The sequence below is a fragment of the Pseudomonas sp. GM21 genome (assembly GCF_000282215.1).
Lineage (GTDB): Bacteria > Pseudomonadota > Gammaproteobacteria > Pseudomonadales > Pseudomonadaceae > Aquipseudomonas.
This window is the reverse complement of record NZ_AKJS01000088.1, coordinates 16,096-34,265: the sequence shown is the minus strand read 5'-3', so window position 1 is coordinate 34,265 and position 18,170 is coordinate 16,096. Positions and strand designations below refer to the sequence as shown.

Genomic DNA, 18,170 nt, shown 5'->3' with positions numbered 1-18,170 from the left:
GATGCCAATCCCGTGGTCGATGCCATTGAAAAACGTTATGGACAGAGCTCAGTGAAACCTTACCCAATCCGTTGTGTATCGATTGTTATCCCGGTCTACAACGAGCAAGACAGCCTGCCCGAGTTGCTAAGGCGTACCGAAGCGGCGTGCCAGCAGCTGCACCATGAATACGAGATCGTCCTGGTGGACGACGGCAGCCGCGACAATTCGGCGCAAATTCTCGAAGATGCCGCCAATCGCGAAGGCAGCCCGGTGGTCGCGGTCATCCTCAATCGCAACTATGGCCAGCACGCGGCGATCATGGCCGGTTTCGAACACTGCAAAGGTGATGTCGTCATCACCCTCGACGCCGATCTGCAAAACCCGCCCGAAGAAATTCCGCGACTGGTCGCCCAGGCAGAACTCGGGTACGACGTGGTCGCCACCGTGCGCAACAACCGTAAGGATTCCGCCCTGCGTCGCTGGCCGTCGAAGCTGATCAATCTGGCCGTGCAGCGCTCGACCGGCGTTGCCATGAGCGATTACGGCTGCATGCTTCGCGCTTATCGCCGCACCATCGTCGATGCGATGCTGGCCTGCAGTGAACGCAGCACCTTCATCCCGATCCTGGCCAACAGTTTCGCCCGGCACACCACGGAAATACCGGTGTTACATGCCGAGCGTGAACACGGCGAATCCAAATACAGCCCCATGCGCCTGATCAACCTGATGTTCGATCTGATCACCTGCATGACCACCACACCGTTGCGTCTGCTGAGCATCGTCGGCTTTGCCATGGCCGCTCTGGGCGTAGTGTTCGCCATCACGTTGATTTTCTTGCGCCTGGTATTCGGCGCCGAATGGGCCGGCGACGGTTCGTTTGTACTGTTCGCCGTGCTGTTCGTCTTCACCGGCGGGCAATTCATCGGCATGGGCCTGCTGGGTGAGTATCTGGGACGCATGTACAGCGACGTCCGCGCCCGCCCCCGTTTCTTTGTCGAAAAGGTCTTGCGTAGCCAACCCGCCACGCCCGCTCCCGTTGTCACCGTTGACGGCCTCACTTCCACTTCTTCCGATCAGGTTCTCTCATGAGCGTAAAAGCTGTTGTCTTCGCGTACCACGATATTGGCTGTGCGGGTATCGAATCCCTGCTCACGGCCGGCTTTGAAATTGCCGCCGTGTTTACGCATGCCGATGACCCGAAAGAAAACGCCTTTTACGGTTCCGTTGCGCAGTTGTGTGCCCAAAAGGGCATCCCGGTGCATGCCCCGGAAGATGCCAACCATCCGCTGTGGATCGAGCGCATCGCCAAACTCAACCCCGATTACCTGTTCTCGTTCTACTATCGCCACCTGTTGTCCGTGCCGCTGCTGGCCACCGCTCGCCAAGGCGCATTCAACCTGCACGGTTCGTTACTGCCACGCTACCGTGGCCGAGCACCGGCCAACTGGGTACTGGTGAACGGTGAAACCGAAACCGGCGTGACCCTGCACCGCATGGTCAAACGAGCCGACGCCGGCGCGATCATCGCCCAGCAAACGGTTGCCATCGAGCGCAGCGACACCGCGCTGACCCTGCATGGCAAACTGCGCGTGGCCGCCACCGACCTGTTGCGCGACACCCTGCCCGCCCTGCTGCAAGGCAAAGTCACCGAAACGGTTCAGGACGAATCCAAAGCCACCGTGTTTGGTCGCCGCACGGCAGCCGACGGCAAGCTACTCTGGAAAAAACCGGCAGAAGAACTGTTCAACCTGGTCCGCGCCGTGACCCAGCCTTACCCGGGCGCTTTCTGTGACGTGGGCGAGCACAAGCTGATTGTCTGGACTGCCGAAGTTGCCAAGGGCAATGAAGGCCTGGCACCCGGCCGAGTAATCAGCGTCGATCCACTGCGCATCGCTTGCGGCGAAGACTCTCTGGTGATCACCGCCGGTCAACGCAATGACAACGGTCTGTACCTGAGCGGCCCGCAACTGGCCAACGAGTTGGGCCTGGTCGACGGCTCCGTACTGCGCGGCGCAGAATCCGGGCGTAAGCCACGCCGCACCCGCGTGCTGATTCTCGGCGTCAACGGCTTCATCGGCAATCACTTGTCCGAGCGCCTGCTGCGTGACGATCAATACGAGGTATACGGCCTGGACATTGGTTCGGACGCCATCGACCGATTGCGCAGCCATCCACACTTCCACTTCGTCGAAGGCGATATCAGCATTCACTCCGAGTGGATCGAGTATCACATCAAGAAGTGCGACGTGGTCCTGCCGCTGGTGGCCATCGCCACGCCGATTGAATACACGCGCAATCCGCTGCGGGTCTTCGAGCTGGATTTCGAAGAAAACCTGAAGCTGGTTCGCTACTGCGTCAAATACAACAAGCGCGTGATCTTCCCGTCGACCTCGGAAGTCTATGGCATGTGCCAGGACAAGAACTTCGACGAAGACACCTCCAACCTGGTCGTCGGCCCGATCAACAAGCAACGCTGGATCTACTCGATCTCCAAGCAATTGCTCGACCGGGTCATCTGGGCCTACGGCCAGAAAGGCCTGAACTTCACCCTGTTCCGCCCTTTCAACTGGATGGGCCCACGTCTGGACCGTCTGGATTCGGCCCGTATCGGCAGCTCCCGGGCCATTACCCAGTTGATCCTGAACCTGGTGGAAGGCACACCGATTCGCCTGTTCGACGGCGGCGAGCAAAAGCGCTGCTTCACCGACATTGCAGATGGCGTAGAAGCCCTGGCGCGAATCATCGACAACGAAAACGACGCCTGCAACGGTCAGATCATCAACATCGGCAACCCCGACAACGAAGCCAGTATTCGCCAGTTGGGCGAAGAATTGCTGCGCCAGTTCGAAGCTCACCCACTGCGCGACAACTTCCCGCCGTTCGCCGGTTTCCGCGACGTAGAAAGCAAAGCGTTCTACGGCGCCGGCTACCAGGACGTGTCCCACCGCAAACCAAGCATCGCCAACGCCAAGCGCCTGCTGGACTGGGCGCCCACCGTGGAGATGAGCGAGACCATCGGCAACACGCTGGACTTTTTCCTGCGCGAGGCCATGCTCGAAATCGCGGATCACTCTACCGAAAAAGCACGCTAATGCAGGCAGGCCTTCGAATCGATGTCGACACCTACCGAGGCACCCTTGAGGGTGTCCCTCGGCTGCTGGAAATCCTCGATGAAGCTCAAGTCAAAGCGACGTTTTTCTTCAGCGTCGGGCCGGACAACATGGGGCGCCACCTGTGGCGCCTGATCCGTCCGCAATTCCTCTGGAAAATGCTTCGTTCCAATGCAGCCGGGCTGTACGGCTGGGACATTTTGCTGGCCGGCACCGCCTGGCCAGGCAAACCCATCGGCCGGGATCTGGGGCACTTGATGCGCCAGGCGCAGGCGGCCGGACATGAAGTCGGTCTGCACGCCTGGGATCACCATGGCTGGCAGGCCAACGCCGGACGCTGGAGCGACGCACAGCTGATCGAACAGATCCGCCGGGGCGTGGACACGCTCAGCGACATCCTCGGGCAAAAGGTCGACTGTTCGGCCGCAGCCGGTTGGCGCGCGGATGAGCGGGTGATCGAAGCCAAAGAAGCGTTCGGCTTTCGCTACAACAGCGATTGCCGCGGGCGCAGTCTGTTTCAGCCGACATTAGTCGGTGGTGGATTAGGTGCACCGCAGATTCCGGTGGACTTGCCGACCTTTGATGAGGTGGTCGGTCCAACGGTCGCCGCCCAGGACTTCAACGCGTTCATTCTTGAGCGCTTTTCCCCCGAAAAACTCAATGTCTACACCATTCATGCTGAAGTAGAAGGGATTCTGATGGCCAACGATTTCTGTCAACTGCTGGCCGATGCACGCCGGCGGGACATTCATTTCCAGCCCTTGGGTGATCTACTGCCCGACGCCCCCGACACCTTGCCCACAGGACGTGTCGTGCGCGGCGCCCTTGAAGGCCGCGAGGGCTGGTTGGGAGTGCAAGGCGCATGAGCAAACGCTGGGCATTTCCCCTCCTGCTGGTCCTGTTCGCCCTGGCCTATCTGCTGCCACTGGGCACCCATGGTTTATGGATCCCGGACGAAACCCGCTACGCGCAGATCAGCCAGCACATGCTCCTGAGCGGCAACTGGGTGTCGCCGCACTTCATGAGCGTGCGCTATTTCGAGAAGCCGGCGGCGGGTTACTGGATGATCGCTGCCAGCCAGGCCGTGTTCGGTCAAAACCTGTTTGGCGTGCGGTTTGCCTCGGCCCTGAGCATGGGCCTGAGTGTATTGCTGTGCTTCCTGATCGCCCGCCGGATGTGGAACGACCCGCGCAAGAGTTTTGCCTGTGCATTGCTCTACGGAAGTTTCATCGTCATCACCGCACATGCCGGTTATGCCAACCTTGATCCGCAGTTCACTTTTTGGGTCAACCTGAGTCTGGTGGCTTTATGGTTCGCTCTGGACAGCACCAGTCGTGGCCAGAAGCTCATCAGTTGGGCGGTACTGGGACTGGCCTGCGGTATCGGTTTCATGACCAAGGGGTTTCTCGCCTGGTTGCTGCCGGTACTGGTGGCGCTACCCTATATGATCTGGCAAAAACGCTGGAAAGAACTGCTGGTTTTCGGCCCTATAGCGATTGTCGTGGCCATTGCGGTGTGTCTGCCTTGGGCGTGGGCGGTTCACTTGCAAGAGCCCGACTACTGGCACTACTTCTTCTGGCAAGAGCACATTGAGCGCTTTGCCGGTGACAAGGCTCAGCATGACGAGCCGTGGTGGTACTACCTGCCCCTGCTGGTGGCCTTCAGTCTGCCGTGGGCGGTGCTGTTGCCGTCGGCACTGAAACAGGCCTGGCAAACCCGACGCCAGGCCAATATCGGCTTCCTGCTGCTGTGGATGCTGATGCCACTGGCGTTCTTCAGCCTCAGCAAAGGCAAATTACCGAGTTACATTCTGCCGTGCCTGCTGCCCTTGGCCTTGATACTGGGGCATGCACTGGCCGACCGACTGAAGCTGGGACAGGGACGGGTGCTGGGGCTCAACGGTTGGCTCAACCTGGTGCTGGGTCTGATTGTCCTGATTGCCTTGGTTTACCTGCAACTGAAAAAGCCGCTGTACGACCATGAGCTGCACAACCTGGTACTGGTGTTCATTGCCTTGATCGGCTGGATCATGGCCAACTTGATGCAAGCTTTCAGGCCGCTGCAATGCTGGGCCGCACCGGCGCTCGGCAGCCTAATGTTCGCCAGTTTGATACCGGCCGGCCTGCCCAATTCGGTGGTCGCCAACAAGACACCCGACCAATTCATCCTCCATCACATGGATGAGCTGTCGCAAACTGGCAAACTGCTGAGTAACGATCTCGGGGCCGCGGCGGCACTGGCCTGGCGCATGAAACACCCGGACGTGTTTCTGTACAGCTCTGTAGGCGAGTTGAAATACGGTCTTGCTTATCCCGATTCGGCACAGCAGCTAGTCACCGTCGGCCAGGTTGAGGGGTGGATGCTCGACGCCCGCCGCACCGGCTCTGTCGGTGTGGTCATGCGGGTCAAGGGTGAACAAGAGTTAAGCGAGCTCGAACTGTTGCCCAAGGACGGTAAACGTTATGAACAGGGCAACCTGGTGATTCTGATCTTCCCTCAGGTACCGTCATGAGCCTGTTACTGGTTCTGCTCGCGTGCCTGTTGACGTGCCTGGGTCAGATCGCCCAAAAATACGCAGTAGAAAGCTGGCGCGGCCAGGCTTCGACATGGACCGAAAAACTGCGCTCGCCATGGCTGTGGCTGGCGCTCGCCGCGCTGGGATCGGGTTTGCTGGTCTGGTTGCTGGTGCTGCAGCGTCTGGAAGTCGGCATTGCCTACCCGATGCTGAGTCTCAATTTTGTGCTGGTCACGCTGGTCGCCCGTTTTGTCTTCCATGAAACCATCGACCGCCAACATTGGTTGGGTGTGGCACTGGTGATCGGTGGCGTGGTTCTGCTGGGGCAACAAGCATGAGCCTTCGTCGCGGAATCACCTTCGCCATGGGTAGCGTGCTGCTGGTCAGCACCGCGCAGTTGGGCATGCGCTGGAGCATGACGCGCCTGCCCTCACCCGACCATTGGTTATCAGCCAGCATCGACCCGGTCGCGATGGTGGTCGTGCTGAGCGCCATTGTCGCCTACGCCCTTTCGATGCTCTGCTGGCTGGTCGCCCTTCGTGACCTGCCGCTGGGCCGGGCCTATTCGCTGCTGAGCATCAGCTATGCGCTGGTGTACTTGCTGGCCGCCAGCCTGCCGCTGTTCAACGAAACGCTCAGCCTTTCAAAAACCCTCGGGGTGGCGCTGGTCATGCTCGGGGTTATCATCATCAACTCTCGTTCAGTTCACGCGACGGAACTCAGGGATGCAGCATGAAAATCAGTGTATTTGGTAGCGGTTATGTAGGCCTGGTCCAGGCAGCCGTCCTGGCTGAAGTCGGTCACGATGTGATCTGCATGGACATTGACGAGAAGAAAGTCGCATTGCTGCAACAAGGCCACGTGAGCATTTTTGAACCGGGGCTCGCCAGCCTGGTACGCGAAAGCCTGGAAGCCAAACGACTGCAATTCACCACCGACGAGAAACTCGCCGTGCAGCATGGCCAGGTGCTGTTTATTGCGGTCGGCACGCCGTCCGGGGACGATGGTTCGGCAGATTTGAGTTACGTGATGTCGGTCGGAGATGCCGTAGCGCGGTATCGCCAGCAGCCGGTGATTCTGGCTGAGAAGTCCACGGTGCCGGTGGGCACCGGAGATGCGTTGCGCGCGCATATCGACGATTGCCTGATCAAGACCGGCCGCGTGCTGCAGTTCGATATCGTCTCCAACCCTGAATTTCTCAAAGAAGGTTCAGCTGTCGCCGATTGCCGACGCCCGGACCGGATCATCATTGGCTGTGAACGTGACGAAGTGCGCGAAGTGATGCGCGACCTCTATGCCCCGTTCAATCGCAACCACGATCGCATTATGTTCATGGACCTGCGCAGCGCCGAACTGACCAAGTACGCTGCCAATTGCATGCTGGCCACCAAGATCAGCTTCATCAACCAGATCGCCGAACTGGCCGAGCACCTGGGCGCCGACATCGAATCCGTGCGCCTGGGCATCGGCGCAGATTCGCGCATCGGTTACCACTTCATCTACGCCGGTTGTGGTTATGGCGGTTCGTGTTTCCCCAAAGACATGCGCGCACTGATTCACAGCGCCCAGCAAGCCCACTGCTCCAGCGACCTGCTGCAAGCGGTGGAAGCGATCAACGAGCGCCAGAAGCACAAGTTGTTCGAGCGCATCAACGCGTTCTACCGTGGCGACCTGAGCGGCAAGACCTTTGCCGTATGGGGGCTGGCGTTCAAGCCCAATACCGATGACATGCGCGATGCGCCAAGCCGGGTCCTGCTGGAGTCGCTGTGGGCAGCCGGGGCCAACGTGCGTGCATACGATCCGGAAGCCATGCAGGAAACCCAGCGGCTGTACCCTGACGAATCGAAACTGATGCTGATGGGCACACCCGAATCCGTCCTGTCAGGCGCCGATGCCCTGATCGTCTGCACCGAGTGGCAGCAGTTCAAGGCACCGGATTTCGACCTGATCCAGCAGCGTCTGAACGCGCCGGTGATTTTCGACGGGCGTAACCTGTACGATGCGGACCGCCTGGATCGCAGCGGTTTCAAATACTTCCCGATGGGCCGTGGCGAGTCACGCAACCTGCCGATTCCGCATCTGCAATGGCCTGCTGATTCGGTTGTTGCTTGATGGATTTTTTACCGCTCGGCGGCTGGCTTTACTGGCATTGATCCTGGGCATCGTTGCAGTACTTCAAAATTAATGCATTCAACCTTCATTTATATGAATTTGTCAGGGCGTGGAATCATCGGCAGACTGTGCCACGTTCCTCCCCCAATAGTTGGAACATCTTCAAGGGCTTTCTGGGTATCCCAGCCAAGCCTTTTTTTTGCTCAAGTTTTTGCCTACGGATTGATTTGAACATGCTTGCTCGCTGGTTGCCCGCCGCCATTAACACCCGTCCTTCCGAATGGAGTCGCGCTGCCATCGGCATGGCCCTTGGCACGATGCTCAGCGTCTGGGTATGCGGGCAAGTGTTCAGTATTGAAGTGGCACTGCATCTGATCGGTCCACTGGGCGCTTCGGCGGTGTTGCTGTTCGCTGTGTCCTCCGGCGCGCTCGCCCAGCCGTGGTCGATTCTTGGCGGCTACTTGAGCGCCGGTGTGATTTCACTGCTGGTTGCCCACGTGCTCGGACGCACCCTCGGCAGTGCCTGCCTCGCGGCGGGCATGGCGCTGATTCTGATGTGCTGGCTGCGCTGCCTGCATCCACCGGCGGGGGCGTTGGCGCTGCTGTTGGTGCTGGCCGACCCCGCCACCATCGCCATGGACTGGAAAGCCCTCGGCCCGGTGATGCTAGGCGCATCGACGATGCTGCTCAGCGCTCTGGCCTTCAACAACCTGACGCGCATCCGCTACCCAAAAGGCACCAGCGAGCCGGTGGCCATGATCCCCGCCGACCACCCACCCATCGAGATTCAGGCGATCACTGCCCAGGACCTGAAAATGGCATTGGCGGACATGGAGGCGTTCTTCGACGTCACGCCTGAAGACCTCGAACAGTTGATCCATGCCAGTGAAATGCACGCCAAGCGGCGCAGCATCGGTGAGGTACTGTCCCGTAGCGCGTAGATCCATCCGGCCATTGCGTCGCCCCGCACCCCAGTGACCCCATGCATAAATGCAAAGACAGCCTGCACATATCCCGCTTGTACATCACAAATTTGCACTGGTACGATCCTGCATCGCTCGCGTGCGAGCACCTCTATAAAGAACAATAAAAGCAGGGAGTTATCGATGACTGCTCAGGTTTCATCGAAGGGGACTTCGTCCATGGATGCCACGCAAAACGACGTGCTGGCCGAGGTTCGCAACCACATCGGTCACCTGACCCTCAATCGCCCCGCCGGCCTCAACGCCCTGACCCTGGACATGGTGCGCAATCTGCAGCGTCAGCTTGACGCCTGGGCCCAGGATTCTGACATTCACGCCGTGGTATTGCGCGGTGCCGGCGAGAAAGCCTTCTGTGCTGGTGGCGATATTCGCTCGTTGTATGACAGCTTCAAAAGCGGCGACACGCTGCACGAGGATTTCTTTGTCGAGGAGTACGCCCTCGACCTCACCATTCACCACTACCGCAAACCTGTGCTCGCCTTGATGGACGGTTTCGTACTGGGCGGTGGCATGGGCCTGGTGCAAGGTGCGGATTTGCGGGTGGTCACCGAAAAAAGCCGACTGGCGATGCCGGAAGTCGGCATCGGTTACTTCCCGGACGTCGGCGGCAGCTATTTCCTGCCGCGCATTCCGGGCGAACTGGGGATATATCTCGGCGTCAGCGGTGTGCAGATTCGCGCGGCGGACGCGCTCTATTGCGGGCTTGCCGACTGGTACCTGGATAGTGAAAAACTGACCGCGCTCGATGAAAAGCTCGATCAACTCGAATGGCGCGACACGCCGCTCAAAGACCTCCAGGGTTTGCTGGCTAAACTCGCGGTGCAGCACCTGCCCGACGCACCGTTAGAGGTGTTGCGTCCGGCCATCGACCACTTCTTCGCCTTGCCCGATGTGCCGAGTATTGTTGAACAACTGCGTGAAGTGACGATTCCCGATGGCCGTGAGTGGGCGATTACGACCGCCGACCTGCTGGAGAGCCGTTCGCCGCTGGCCATGGGCGTGACCCTGGAAATGCTCCGTCGTGGTCGGCACTTGAGTCTGGAAGACTGCTTCGCCCTTGAGCTGCACCTGGACCGTCAATGGTTCGAGCGCGGCGACCTGATCGAAGGCGTGCGCGCCTTGCTGATCGACAAAGACAAGCGCCCGCGCTGGAACCCGCCGACCTTGCAGGCGCTGGACGCCGAGCACGTCGCGAGTTTTTTCACGGGCCTTGATGAGAGCGGGAACTGAGCCATGCACGATATCGAATTGAGCGAAGAACAAATCATGATCCGCGACATGGCCCGGGATTTTGCCCGTGGTGAAATCGCGCCTCACGCCCAGGCCTGGGAAAAGGCCGGCTGGATCGATGACGGTCTGGTAGCGAAAATGGGTGAACTGGGCCTGCTCGGTATGGTGGTGCCGGAAGAATGGGGCGGCACCTACGTCGACTACGTTGCCTACGCCTTGGCGGTGGAAGAGATTTCCGCTGGTGATGGCGCTACCGGTGCACTGATGAGCATCCACAACTCGGTGGGCTGCGGGCCGGTCCTCAACTACGGCACCGAAGAACAAAAACAGACCTGGCTGCCGGATCTCGCCAGCGGCCAGGCCATTGGCTGCTTCTGCCTGACCGAACCGCAAGCCGGTTCCGAAGCGCACAACCTGCGCACCCGTGCCGAACTGCGCGACGGGCAATGGGTGATCAACGGCGCCAAGCAATTTGTCAGTAACGGCAAGCGGGCGAAACTGGCGATTGTGTTTGCCGTGACCGATCCGGATTTGGGCAAGCGCGGTATTTCGGCATTCCTGGTGCCGACCGACACCGCCGGTTTTATCGTGGACCGCACTGAACACAAGATGGGCATCCGCGCGTCAGACACCTGCGCGGTGACCCTGAGTAACTGCACCGTTCCCGAAGCCAATTTGCTGGGCGAACGCGGCAAGGGCCTGGCCATCGCCCTGTCCAACCTCGAAGGCGGCCGTATCGGCATCGCCGCGCAAGCCTTGGGCATTGCCCGTGCCGCGTTCGAAGCGGCGCTGGCCTATGCGCGGGATCGAGTGCAGTTCGACAAGCCGATCATCGAACACCAGAGCATCGCCAATATGCTCGCCGACATGCACATGCAGTTGAACGCCGCGCGATTGCTCATCCTGCATGCGGCACGCCTGCGCACAGCCGGCAAACCCTGCCTGTCAGAGGCGTCACAGGCCAAGCTATTCGCCTCGGAAATAGCCGAGAAGGTGTGCTCGTCCGCGATTCAGATTCATGGCGGTTACGGGTATCTGGAAGACTATCCGGTGGAGAAGTACTACCGGGATGCGCGGATCACGCAGATATATGAAGGGTCGAGCGAGATACAGCGGATGGTGATTGCCCGGGAACTCAAAAATTATCTGGTCTAAAGGCTAAAAAGCATCGCGAGCAGGCTCGCTCCCACAGGGGATCTCCTGAACACTGGAGATCAACTGTGGGAGCGAGCCTGCTCGCGATGGCGTCAGTCAAAGTAGCGCATTACTTCCCTTGGAACTGCGCCTCACGCTTGGCAATAAACGCCGCCATTCCTTCTTTTTGATCCTGCGTCGCAAACGCCGCATGGAACACCCGACGTTCAAAGCGCACGCCTTCGGACAGGCTCACTTCAAATGCGCGGTTAACGCTTTCCTTGACCATCATTGCAATCGGCAGCGATTTGTTCGCGATCAGCGCCGCGACTTTCAGCGCTTCTTCCAGCAGCTCATCCGCCGGGACGATCCGCGCGACGATACCGCAACGCTCCGCTTCCACCGCATCGATCAAACGCCCGCTCAGGCACATTTCCATGGCTTTGGCCTTGCCCACGGCACGAGTCAGGCGCTGAGTGCCGCCCATGCCCGGCAGCACACCGAGGTTGATTTCCGGCTGACCGAATCTGGCGTTGTCGCCGGCCAGGATGAAGTCGCACATCAACGCCAGTTCACAGCCACCGCCCAGGGCAAAACCGTTGACCGCGGCGATGATCGGTTTGCGGCGGTTGGCCACGCGGTCGCTGTCGCTGAACAGGTCGTCGATGTAGATTTGCGGGTAGGTCAGCTCGGCCATTTCCTTGATGTCGGCACCGGCAGCAAAGGCTTTTTTCGAGCCGGTCAGCACGATGCAGCCGATGTTCGAATCGGCTTCCAGGCCATCGAGGGCGTGGTTCAGTTCGCTGACGATCTGCGCGTTCAACGCGTTCAGCGCTTGCGGACGGTTCAAGGTAATCAGGCCGACGCGGCCGTGGGTTTCCAGCAAAATCGTTTCGTAGCTCACAAGTGGACTCCTTCTTATAAATTGCGCGAAATAACCATGCGCTGAATATCGCTGGTGCCTTCGTAGATCTGGCAGACCCGCACGTCGCGGTAGATCCGCTCCAGCGGGAAGTCGTTGAGGTAACCGTAACCGCCTAGGGTTTGCAACGCCGAAGAACAGACCTTTTCGGCCATTTCCGAAGCGAACAGCTTGGCCATGGACGCTTCGACCAGTGCCGGTTTGCCGCTGTCCCTCAAGGCCGCCGCGTAATGCACCATCTGCCGGGCCACGGCAATCTGCGTGGCCATGTCGGCCAGACGGAACGCAACCGCCTGATGTTCGATGATCGGCTTGCCGAAACTTTCGCGCTCACGGGCGTAATCGCGGGCTGCTTCAAACGCGGCGCGGGCCATGCCCACCGATTGCGAAGCGATGCCGACGCGGCCGCCTTCGAGGTTGGCCAGGGCGATTCGGTAACCTTCACCCTCCTCGCCCAAGCGGTTGGCCACCGGTACTTTGACGTCTTCGAAGAGGATCTGGCAGGTATCGGATGCATGCTGACCGAGCTTGTCTTCGACCCGGGCGACTTTATAGCCCGGCGAATCGGTCGGCACGATCAGGGCGGTGATACCACGCTTGCCGGCGCTCGGGTCTGTCACTGCAAACACGATCACCACCCCGGCGTTCTGCCCGGAGGTGATGAACTGCTTGCAGCCATTGAGCACGTAGTGATCGCCTTCCAGTCGCGCGCGGGTTTTCAGGCCGCTGGCGTCGGAACCGGCCTGCGGTTCGGTGAGGGCAAAGGCGCCGAGCATCGCGCCGCTGGCCAGTGGCTTGAGGAAGCGTTCTTTCTGATCGTCGTTGCCGTAGTGCAGGATCGGTACGCAACCCACCGAGTTGTGCACGCTCATGATGGTCGAGCACGCGCCATCACCGGCGGCGATTTCTTCCAGGGCCATGGCGTACGCCAGATAACCGGTGTCGCAACCGCCCCACTGCTCTGGAACGAGCATGCCGAAGAAGCCCAGCTCGGCCATTTCACCGATGGCTTCCTTGGGAAAGCGATGTTCGCGATCCCACTCGGCGGCGAACGGTTTCAACCGTTCCTGGGCAAACTGCCGGGCCGCTTCGCTGATCTGCAGTTGTTCGTCATTGGGAATCATGCCAAGTCCTTAATTTGATTACGGCGCAAAACCTGTGGGAGCGGGCTTCAGTAGAGGCATTCAACCGCCATGGCCGTGGCTTCGCCGCCGCCGATGCAGATCGCTGCAACGCCGCGCTTCAGGCCTTTCTGGCGCAGGGCCGAAAGCAGGGTCACGAGGATACGCGCCCCCGATGCACCAATCGGATGACCCAAGGCACACGCACCGCCGTGAACGTTGACCTTCTCGTGGGGGATTTCCAGTTTGGTCATGGTTACCAGGCTGACCACGGCGAAAGCTTCGTTCACTTCGAACAGATCGACCTGGTCCAGCGACCAGCCAGTTTTCTTCATCAGCTTCTTGATCGCGCCCACCGGCGCTACCGGGAACAAGCCCGGAGTATCGGCAAACGCCGCGTGGCCGTGAATGAATGCCAGCGGTTTCAGCCCTTGTTTCTCGGCTTCGGAACGGCGCATCAACACCAGTGCCGCCGCGCCGTCGGAAATGGAACTGGAGTTCGCCGCCGTCACCGTGCCGCCGTCGCGGAACGCCGGTTTCAACGACGTAATCTTGTCCAACCTGGCTTTCGGTGGCTGTTCGTCGTTGCTGATCAGCACCTGTTCTTTACCGACCATCACCGACACCGGGACAATCTCGGCGTTGAAGCTGCCGTCCTTGATCGCCTGCTGTGCGCGGGTGGTCGAGGCAATGGCGAACCCGTCCTGCGCTTCACGGCTGAAACCGTTGGTTTCGGCGCAATCCTCAGCAAAGGTGCCCATCAGGCGACCCTTGTCGTAGGCATCTTCCAGCCCGTCGAGGAACATATGATCGAGCACACGCCCGTGGCCCATGCGATAGCCGCTGCGCGCACGGTCCTGCAGGTATGGCGCATTGGACATGCTTTCCATGCCGCCCGCCACCACCACGTCAGCGCTGCCGGCCACCAACATGTCGTGGGCCAGAATCGCCGCTTCCATGCCCGAACCGCACATCTTGTTCAGCGTGGTGCAACGGGTCGACTTATCGAGCCCGGCTCCCAGCGCAGCCTGACGCGCCGGTGCCTGGCCGAGGCCAGCGGACAGAACACAGCCAAACAGCACTTCTTCGACCGATTCAGCGTTGATGCCGGCGCGCTCGACCGCCGCACGGATCGCGGCTGCGCCGAGTTGCGGTGCCGTCAGACTTTTCAGTTCGCCCTGAAAACCGCCCATCGGGGTGCGGGCGGCGCTGACGATTACGATGGGATCGTTGGCAATAGTCATGACAAAACTCCTTACTTGGCGGCCATGCGCAAGGCACCGTCGAGACGGATCACCTCGCCATTGAGCATGCTGTTTTCAATGATATGCCGCACCAGTGCGGCGTACTCGCCCGGTTTACCCAAACGCGGCGGGAATGGCACGCCAGCAGCCAGCGAGTCGCGCACTTCCTGGGTCATGCCGGCCATCATCGGGGTTTCGAAAATGCCCGGGGCAATGGTCATCACGCGGATGCCAAAACGCGCCAATTCACGGGCGGCGGGCAAGGTCAGGCTGACAATGGCGCCTTTGGAAGCGGCATAAGCGGCCTGGCCGATCTGGCCGTCGTAGGCTGCAGCCGAAGCGGTGTTGATGATCACGCCGCGCTCGCCGTCGGCATCCGGTTCGGTTTCAGCAATGGCAGTCGCCGCCAGACGCAGCATGTTGAAGCTGCCGATCAGGTTGACGTTGATCACCTGGCTGAAACTGGCCAACGCATGCGGGCCGTTCTTGCCGAGGATTTTCTCGCCGCGCACGATACCGGCGCAATTGACCAGACCGTTGAGGCCACCAAAGGCTTTGACCGTCGCCTGCACCGCCGCCTCGGCAGCCGCTTCGTTGCTGATATCCGCCACCACACTTTGCGCGCCCAGACGCTGGGCCTGCGCCGCAACCGCCTCGGCATTCATGTCAACCAGCATCACTTTGGCGCCGGCTGCAATCAGCGATTCAGCCGTGGCGGCACCCAGACCGGAAGCACCGCCGGTGACGAGAAAAACCTTGTTTTCGATCTGCATCATTGTTTCCTTGGATTCAAGCTGAAACGTTCTTCGCGGCGGCCTCTTGAGCCTTGGCGATTTCCTGATTGCGCAAGATAAAGCGCTGCAATTTGCCGCTTGGGGTTTTCGGCAACTCACTGACAAATTCGATTTCACGTGGGTAAGAGTGCGCCGCCAGACGTTTGCGCACATGTTGGCGCAGCTCTTCAGCCAGCTCCGGAGTGGCGCGGTATTGTTCGCAAATCACCACGAAAGCCTTGACCAGTTCGGTACGCTCCGGATCGGGTTTACCCACCACGGCTGCCTCGATCACCGCCGGATGTTCGATCAGCGCACTTTCCACGTCGAACGGGCCGACGCGGTAGCCCGATGTGGTGATCACATCATCGCTGCGTCCGACGAAGCTGATGCTGCCGTCCGGGTTCCACTCCACGGTGTCGCCGCTCAGGTAATAGTTACCGACGAACGCTTTGGTTGGCGCGCCTTCGTAGCCATTGAACCAGCACATTGGCGACTGGGTGCGGTCGAGGGCCAGAATGCCTGGCTGCCCGACACCAAGTTCCTTGTATTCGTCGTCCAGCACCACGATACGATGCCCTGGTGAGGTGAAACCGGCGGCGCCGACGTGGACCGGGTGTTCCAGTGCGTGGTGGTTGCACAGAACCATACCCAGTTCGGTCTGTCCGTAATGGTCGTGGATGACCACGCCGAGGTTGTCGGCGAACCAACGGATCACTTCCGGATTGAGCGGCTCGCCGGCGCTGCTGACGATGCGCAGCCTGCCCTTGATCGATTTGGCGAACTCGTCGCCGCCCGCGATCAGCAGACGATAGGCGGTCGGCGACCCGGTGAGGTTGGTGATCCCGTACTTGTTGATCACCCGGCAGGTGCTTTCAAGGGTGAACGGACCATCGTAAAAGGTGATCGGATGACCCATCGACATCGGCCCCGTAACACCGTAATAGATGCCGTAGGCCCAACCCGGATCCGCAACGTTCCAGAACGCGTCTTCGGGCCGCAGATCCACGGCATCGCGGGTATAGCTCTGAAACGCGACGAGGGCTTTGAGCGGCACCGACAAGGCTTTCGACGGGCCGGTGGTGCCCGAGGTGAACATCAGCAGGAACGGGTCTTCGCCGGTCAGCAGCACCGGTTCGCACGCAGGGGAATAATTGGCCAGTTCGGCCCAGAAACTGTAATCGCCACGCACGATCCCCTGACCTTTGGCGCCACCGACGGTGACGATGGTCGGGCAGTCGGCCACTTCAGCGAGTTTCGAGCGATTGACCGCGTCGGTGACCACGACTTTGGCAGCCGAGGTGCCGAGGCGATGTTCAATGGCTTTGGGGCCGAACGCAGTGAATAGCGGCTGATACACCGCGCCAATGCGCCAGGTGGCAAACACGGTGATCAATAATTCGAAGTTACGAGGCAGAAGCCCGGCGACCTTGTCGCCTTTTTTCACCCCTTGGGCCAGCAGGAAATTGGCAAACCGCGCAGCTTTATCCTGCAAGTCGCTGAAGGTGTACGTAGCGCTGGCGCCGTCGCGGCCTTCCCAGAACAGCGCGATGCGCCCTGGCAAAGCATGGCGGTCGCAACACTCGACGCAGGCGTTGAGCGCTTGCAGGGAACCGCTGAGGGCGGCGTCGACGGTGTGCTGATAGTTGAATTGTGATGTGGCAGACAGGTAATCGCGCATTGCCAGAATCCCTTTGTATTTTTATTGGGCTGGGGGAACCGTAAAGCCAGAGAAATAGTCGCTCTGTGGGCAGTACGGGGCAATGGTCAAAGTTATCAAGTTGCTTGACTGGTTTGGCCAAGGTTCCAGAGGTGTGGTGCCCGTTCGGGCCTCATCGCGAGCAGGCTCGCTCCCACAGGGGTTCCGGGTATGGCATAGATTGCATTCACACCACAAAACCACTGTGGGAGCGAGCCTGCTCGCGATAGCGTCAGCGCAGTCACCAAGGGCCTCGGATCAATGGGCCTCGTTCAGAATCAAACTCCGGTAATGCCCCGGATTAGACCCCGCCCACTTGCGAAACGCCTTGTAGAACGAACTCGCATCGGCAAACCCCAACCGCGTGGCAATCTCGGCGAAGCTGATACTTGGCTCAGCCAGCCAAACGATGGCCAGCTCCTTGCGCACGCTGTCCTTGAGCCCCTGATAGGTCTGCCCTTCTTCCGCCAGACGCCGGCGCAAGGTCGAGGCCGACATGCACAGTTGCTGCGCCAGCGGCTCGGTTTCCGGCCATTGCTGGGCAGGCAGTTGGCGCAAATTCTGTTTGATACGGTTCGCCAGGCTATCTGGATCACGGTACTTGACCAGGATATTGGCCGGCGCAATGGCCAGAAACCGTTTGAGTTCTTCAGCGCTGCGCTTGATCGGCAAATCCAGGCAGTCGGCGGAGAAAATCATCCGTGTACGCGGCCGGTCGAAGCGCAGGTTCTCGGAGAACATCACCTGATAATCATCGCAAAAATCCGGTGCCGCGCAGCGTAATTCCACCGCCAGGATCGGTATCCGCCGTCCTGCCAGCCAACAGGCAACGCCATGAACGATCATCCAATAGGTGAAATAGGTGAAGGCTCGACGCGGGTCCTGATCGTCTTCCAATAGAACGATTTCGGCCAGGCTTTGCTGGCGGACCAGTTGCGCGGGCAGGTGCTCAAGCATCAACGACAGAAAGCTCAAACCTGACGTCAGCCCGGCGGCGAGGCTCGGCTGGACCATTGAGCAGCGACACAGAAACTCCAGACTGCCGGACTTGAGCTTGCGCGGGTCCATGCCAAAAAACTCATCATCCCGGCGCCGGGCCAACAAGCGCCAGAGCCGGGCATACGCGGTGGCCGGGACGCGGGCATCGTGGGTTTGCAGCAGCGCTGGATCGATTCCGACTTTGTTCAACACCTCATCGGTGGCCTGACCGGGGGCGCAACTCTGCAGCAGCGCTTCGCGCACCAGTTGGATGGAGATGGTGTCTTTTTCCGACATTGAGCGCGGCAAGCCTTGTTGTTTTTTGGAGTGTCGGCATCTTACCGCAGCCGCTTGCCGGGTGCAGATC

Annotated in this window: 16 protein-coding genes; 10 read left to right on the top strand and 6 right to left on the bottom strand. The window is 60.0% G+C overall.

Going from position 1 to position 18,170, the window contains the following annotated elements; translation table 11 throughout:
* Positions 1-51: 51 nt before the first annotated feature.
* The 10 genes from arnC (at position 52) to PMI22_RS14675 (ending at position 11,087) form a co-directional block, all read left to right on the top strand.
* Entirely contained in the window at positions 52-1,071 is a 1,020-nt protein-coding gene (gene arnC / locus PMI22_RS14630) for an undecaprenyl-phosphate 4-deoxy-4-formamido-L-arabinose transferase (protein WP_033049252.1), read from the top strand.
* Complete coding sequence (gene arnA, locus PMI22_RS14635) at positions 1,068-3,074, top strand: bifunctional UDP-4-amino-4-deoxy-L-arabinose formyltransferase/UDP-glucuronic acid oxidase ArnA (protein ID WP_007945955.1); 2,007 nt, start codon at positions 1,068-1,070, stop codon at positions 3,072-3,074. Before arnC ends, arnA begins: the two co-directional genes overlap by 4 nt.
* Positions 3,074-3,958, top strand: a complete 885-nt coding sequence (arnD, locus tag PMI22_RS14640; protein WP_007945953.1) for a 4-deoxy-4-formamido-L-arabinose-phosphoundecaprenol deformylase — start codon at positions 3,074-3,076, stop codon at positions 3,956-3,958. The genes arnA and arnD overlap by 1 nt, the downstream gene beginning before the upstream one ends.
* Positions 3,955-5,604 (top strand): lipid IV(A) 4-amino-4-deoxy-L-arabinosyltransferase, encoded by a 1,650-nt coding sequence (arnT, locus tag PMI22_RS14645; RefSeq protein WP_007945952.1) that lies wholly within the window; start codon positions 3,955-3,957, stop codon positions 5,602-5,604. Before arnD ends, arnT begins: the two co-directional genes overlap by 4 nt.
* A complete protein-coding gene (arnE, locus tag PMI22_RS14650; RefSeq protein ID WP_007945951.1) occupies positions 5,601-5,945 on the top strand; it encodes a 4-amino-4-deoxy-L-arabinose-phosphoundecaprenol flippase subunit ArnE in 345 nt (114 codons plus the stop codon). The genes arnT and arnE overlap by 4 nt, the downstream gene beginning before the upstream one ends.
* Positions 5,942-6,343 (top strand): 4-amino-4-deoxy-L-arabinose-phosphoundecaprenol flippase subunit ArnF, encoded by a 402-nt coding sequence (arnF, locus tag PMI22_RS14655; protein ID WP_007945950.1) that lies wholly within the window; start codon positions 5,942-5,944, stop codon positions 6,341-6,343. The genes arnE and arnF overlap by 4 nt, the downstream gene beginning before the upstream one ends.
* A complete protein-coding gene (locus tag PMI22_RS14660) occupies positions 6,340-7,719 on the top strand; it encodes a UDP-glucose dehydrogenase family protein (RefSeq protein ID WP_007945949.1) in 1,380 nt (459 codons plus the stop codon). Before arnF ends, PMI22_RS14660 begins: the two co-directional genes overlap by 4 nt.
* 233 nt (positions 7,720-7,952) lie before the next feature.
* Positions 7,953-8,660, top strand: a complete 708-nt coding sequence (locus PMI22_RS14665) for an HPP family protein (protein WP_007945948.1) — start codon at positions 7,953-7,955, stop codon at positions 8,658-8,660.
* A gap of 165 nt (positions 8,661-8,825) precedes the next feature.
* Positions 8,826-9,932, top strand: a complete 1,107-nt coding sequence (locus PMI22_RS14670; protein WP_007945946.1) for an enoyl-CoA hydratase/isomerase family protein — start codon at positions 8,826-8,828, stop codon at positions 9,930-9,932.
* 3 nt (positions 9,933-9,935) lie between these two features.
* Positions 9,936-11,087 carry an acyl-CoA dehydrogenase family protein gene (locus PMI22_RS14675; RefSeq protein WP_007945945.1) on the top strand — a complete coding sequence of 384 codons (1,152 nt, stop codon included), beginning with the start codon at positions 9,936-9,938 and terminating at the stop codon, positions 11,085-11,087.
* A gap of 109 nt (positions 11,088-11,196) precedes the next feature.
* Here the strand turns inward: PMI22_RS14675 and PMI22_RS14680 are convergent, their stop codons facing one another.
* From PMI22_RS14680 to PMI22_RS14705, 6 genes are all read right to left on the bottom strand, one after another.
* On the bottom strand, positions 11,197-11,970 hold the full coding sequence (locus PMI22_RS14680) for an enoyl-CoA hydratase (protein ID WP_007945944.1): 774 nt from the start codon (positions 11,968-11,970) through the stop codon (positions 11,197-11,199).
* 14 nt (positions 11,971-11,984) lie between these two features.
* On the bottom strand, positions 11,985-13,112 hold the full coding sequence (locus PMI22_RS14685) for an acyl-CoA dehydrogenase (RefSeq protein ID WP_007945943.1): 1,128 nt from the start codon (positions 13,110-13,112) through the stop codon (positions 11,985-11,987).
* A gap of 47 nt (positions 13,113-13,159) precedes the next feature.
* Positions 13,160-14,353, bottom strand: a complete 1,194-nt coding sequence (locus PMI22_RS14690; RefSeq protein WP_007945941.1) for an acetyl-CoA C-acyltransferase — start codon at positions 14,351-14,353, stop codon at positions 13,160-13,162.
* An 11-nt stretch (positions 14,354-14,364) separates the two neighbouring features.
* A complete protein-coding gene (locus PMI22_RS14695; protein ID WP_007945940.1) occupies positions 14,365-15,126 on the bottom strand; it encodes an SDR family NAD(P)-dependent oxidoreductase in 762 nt (253 codons plus the stop codon).
* A gap of 16 nt (positions 15,127-15,142) precedes the next feature.
* The gene (locus PMI22_RS14700) at positions 15,143-16,807 is read right to left on the bottom strand and encodes an AMP-binding protein (RefSeq protein WP_007945939.1); all 1,665 of its coding nucleotides are present in this window, start codon (positions 16,805-16,807) and stop codon (positions 15,143-15,145) included.
* A 276-nt stretch (positions 16,808-17,083) separates the two neighbouring features.
* Positions 17,084-18,100 (bottom strand): AraC family transcriptional regulator, encoded by a 1,017-nt coding sequence (locus PMI22_RS14705; RefSeq protein WP_007945938.1) that lies wholly within the window; start codon positions 18,098-18,100, stop codon positions 17,084-17,086.
* Between the last annotated feature and the right edge of the window lie 70 nt (positions 18,101-18,170).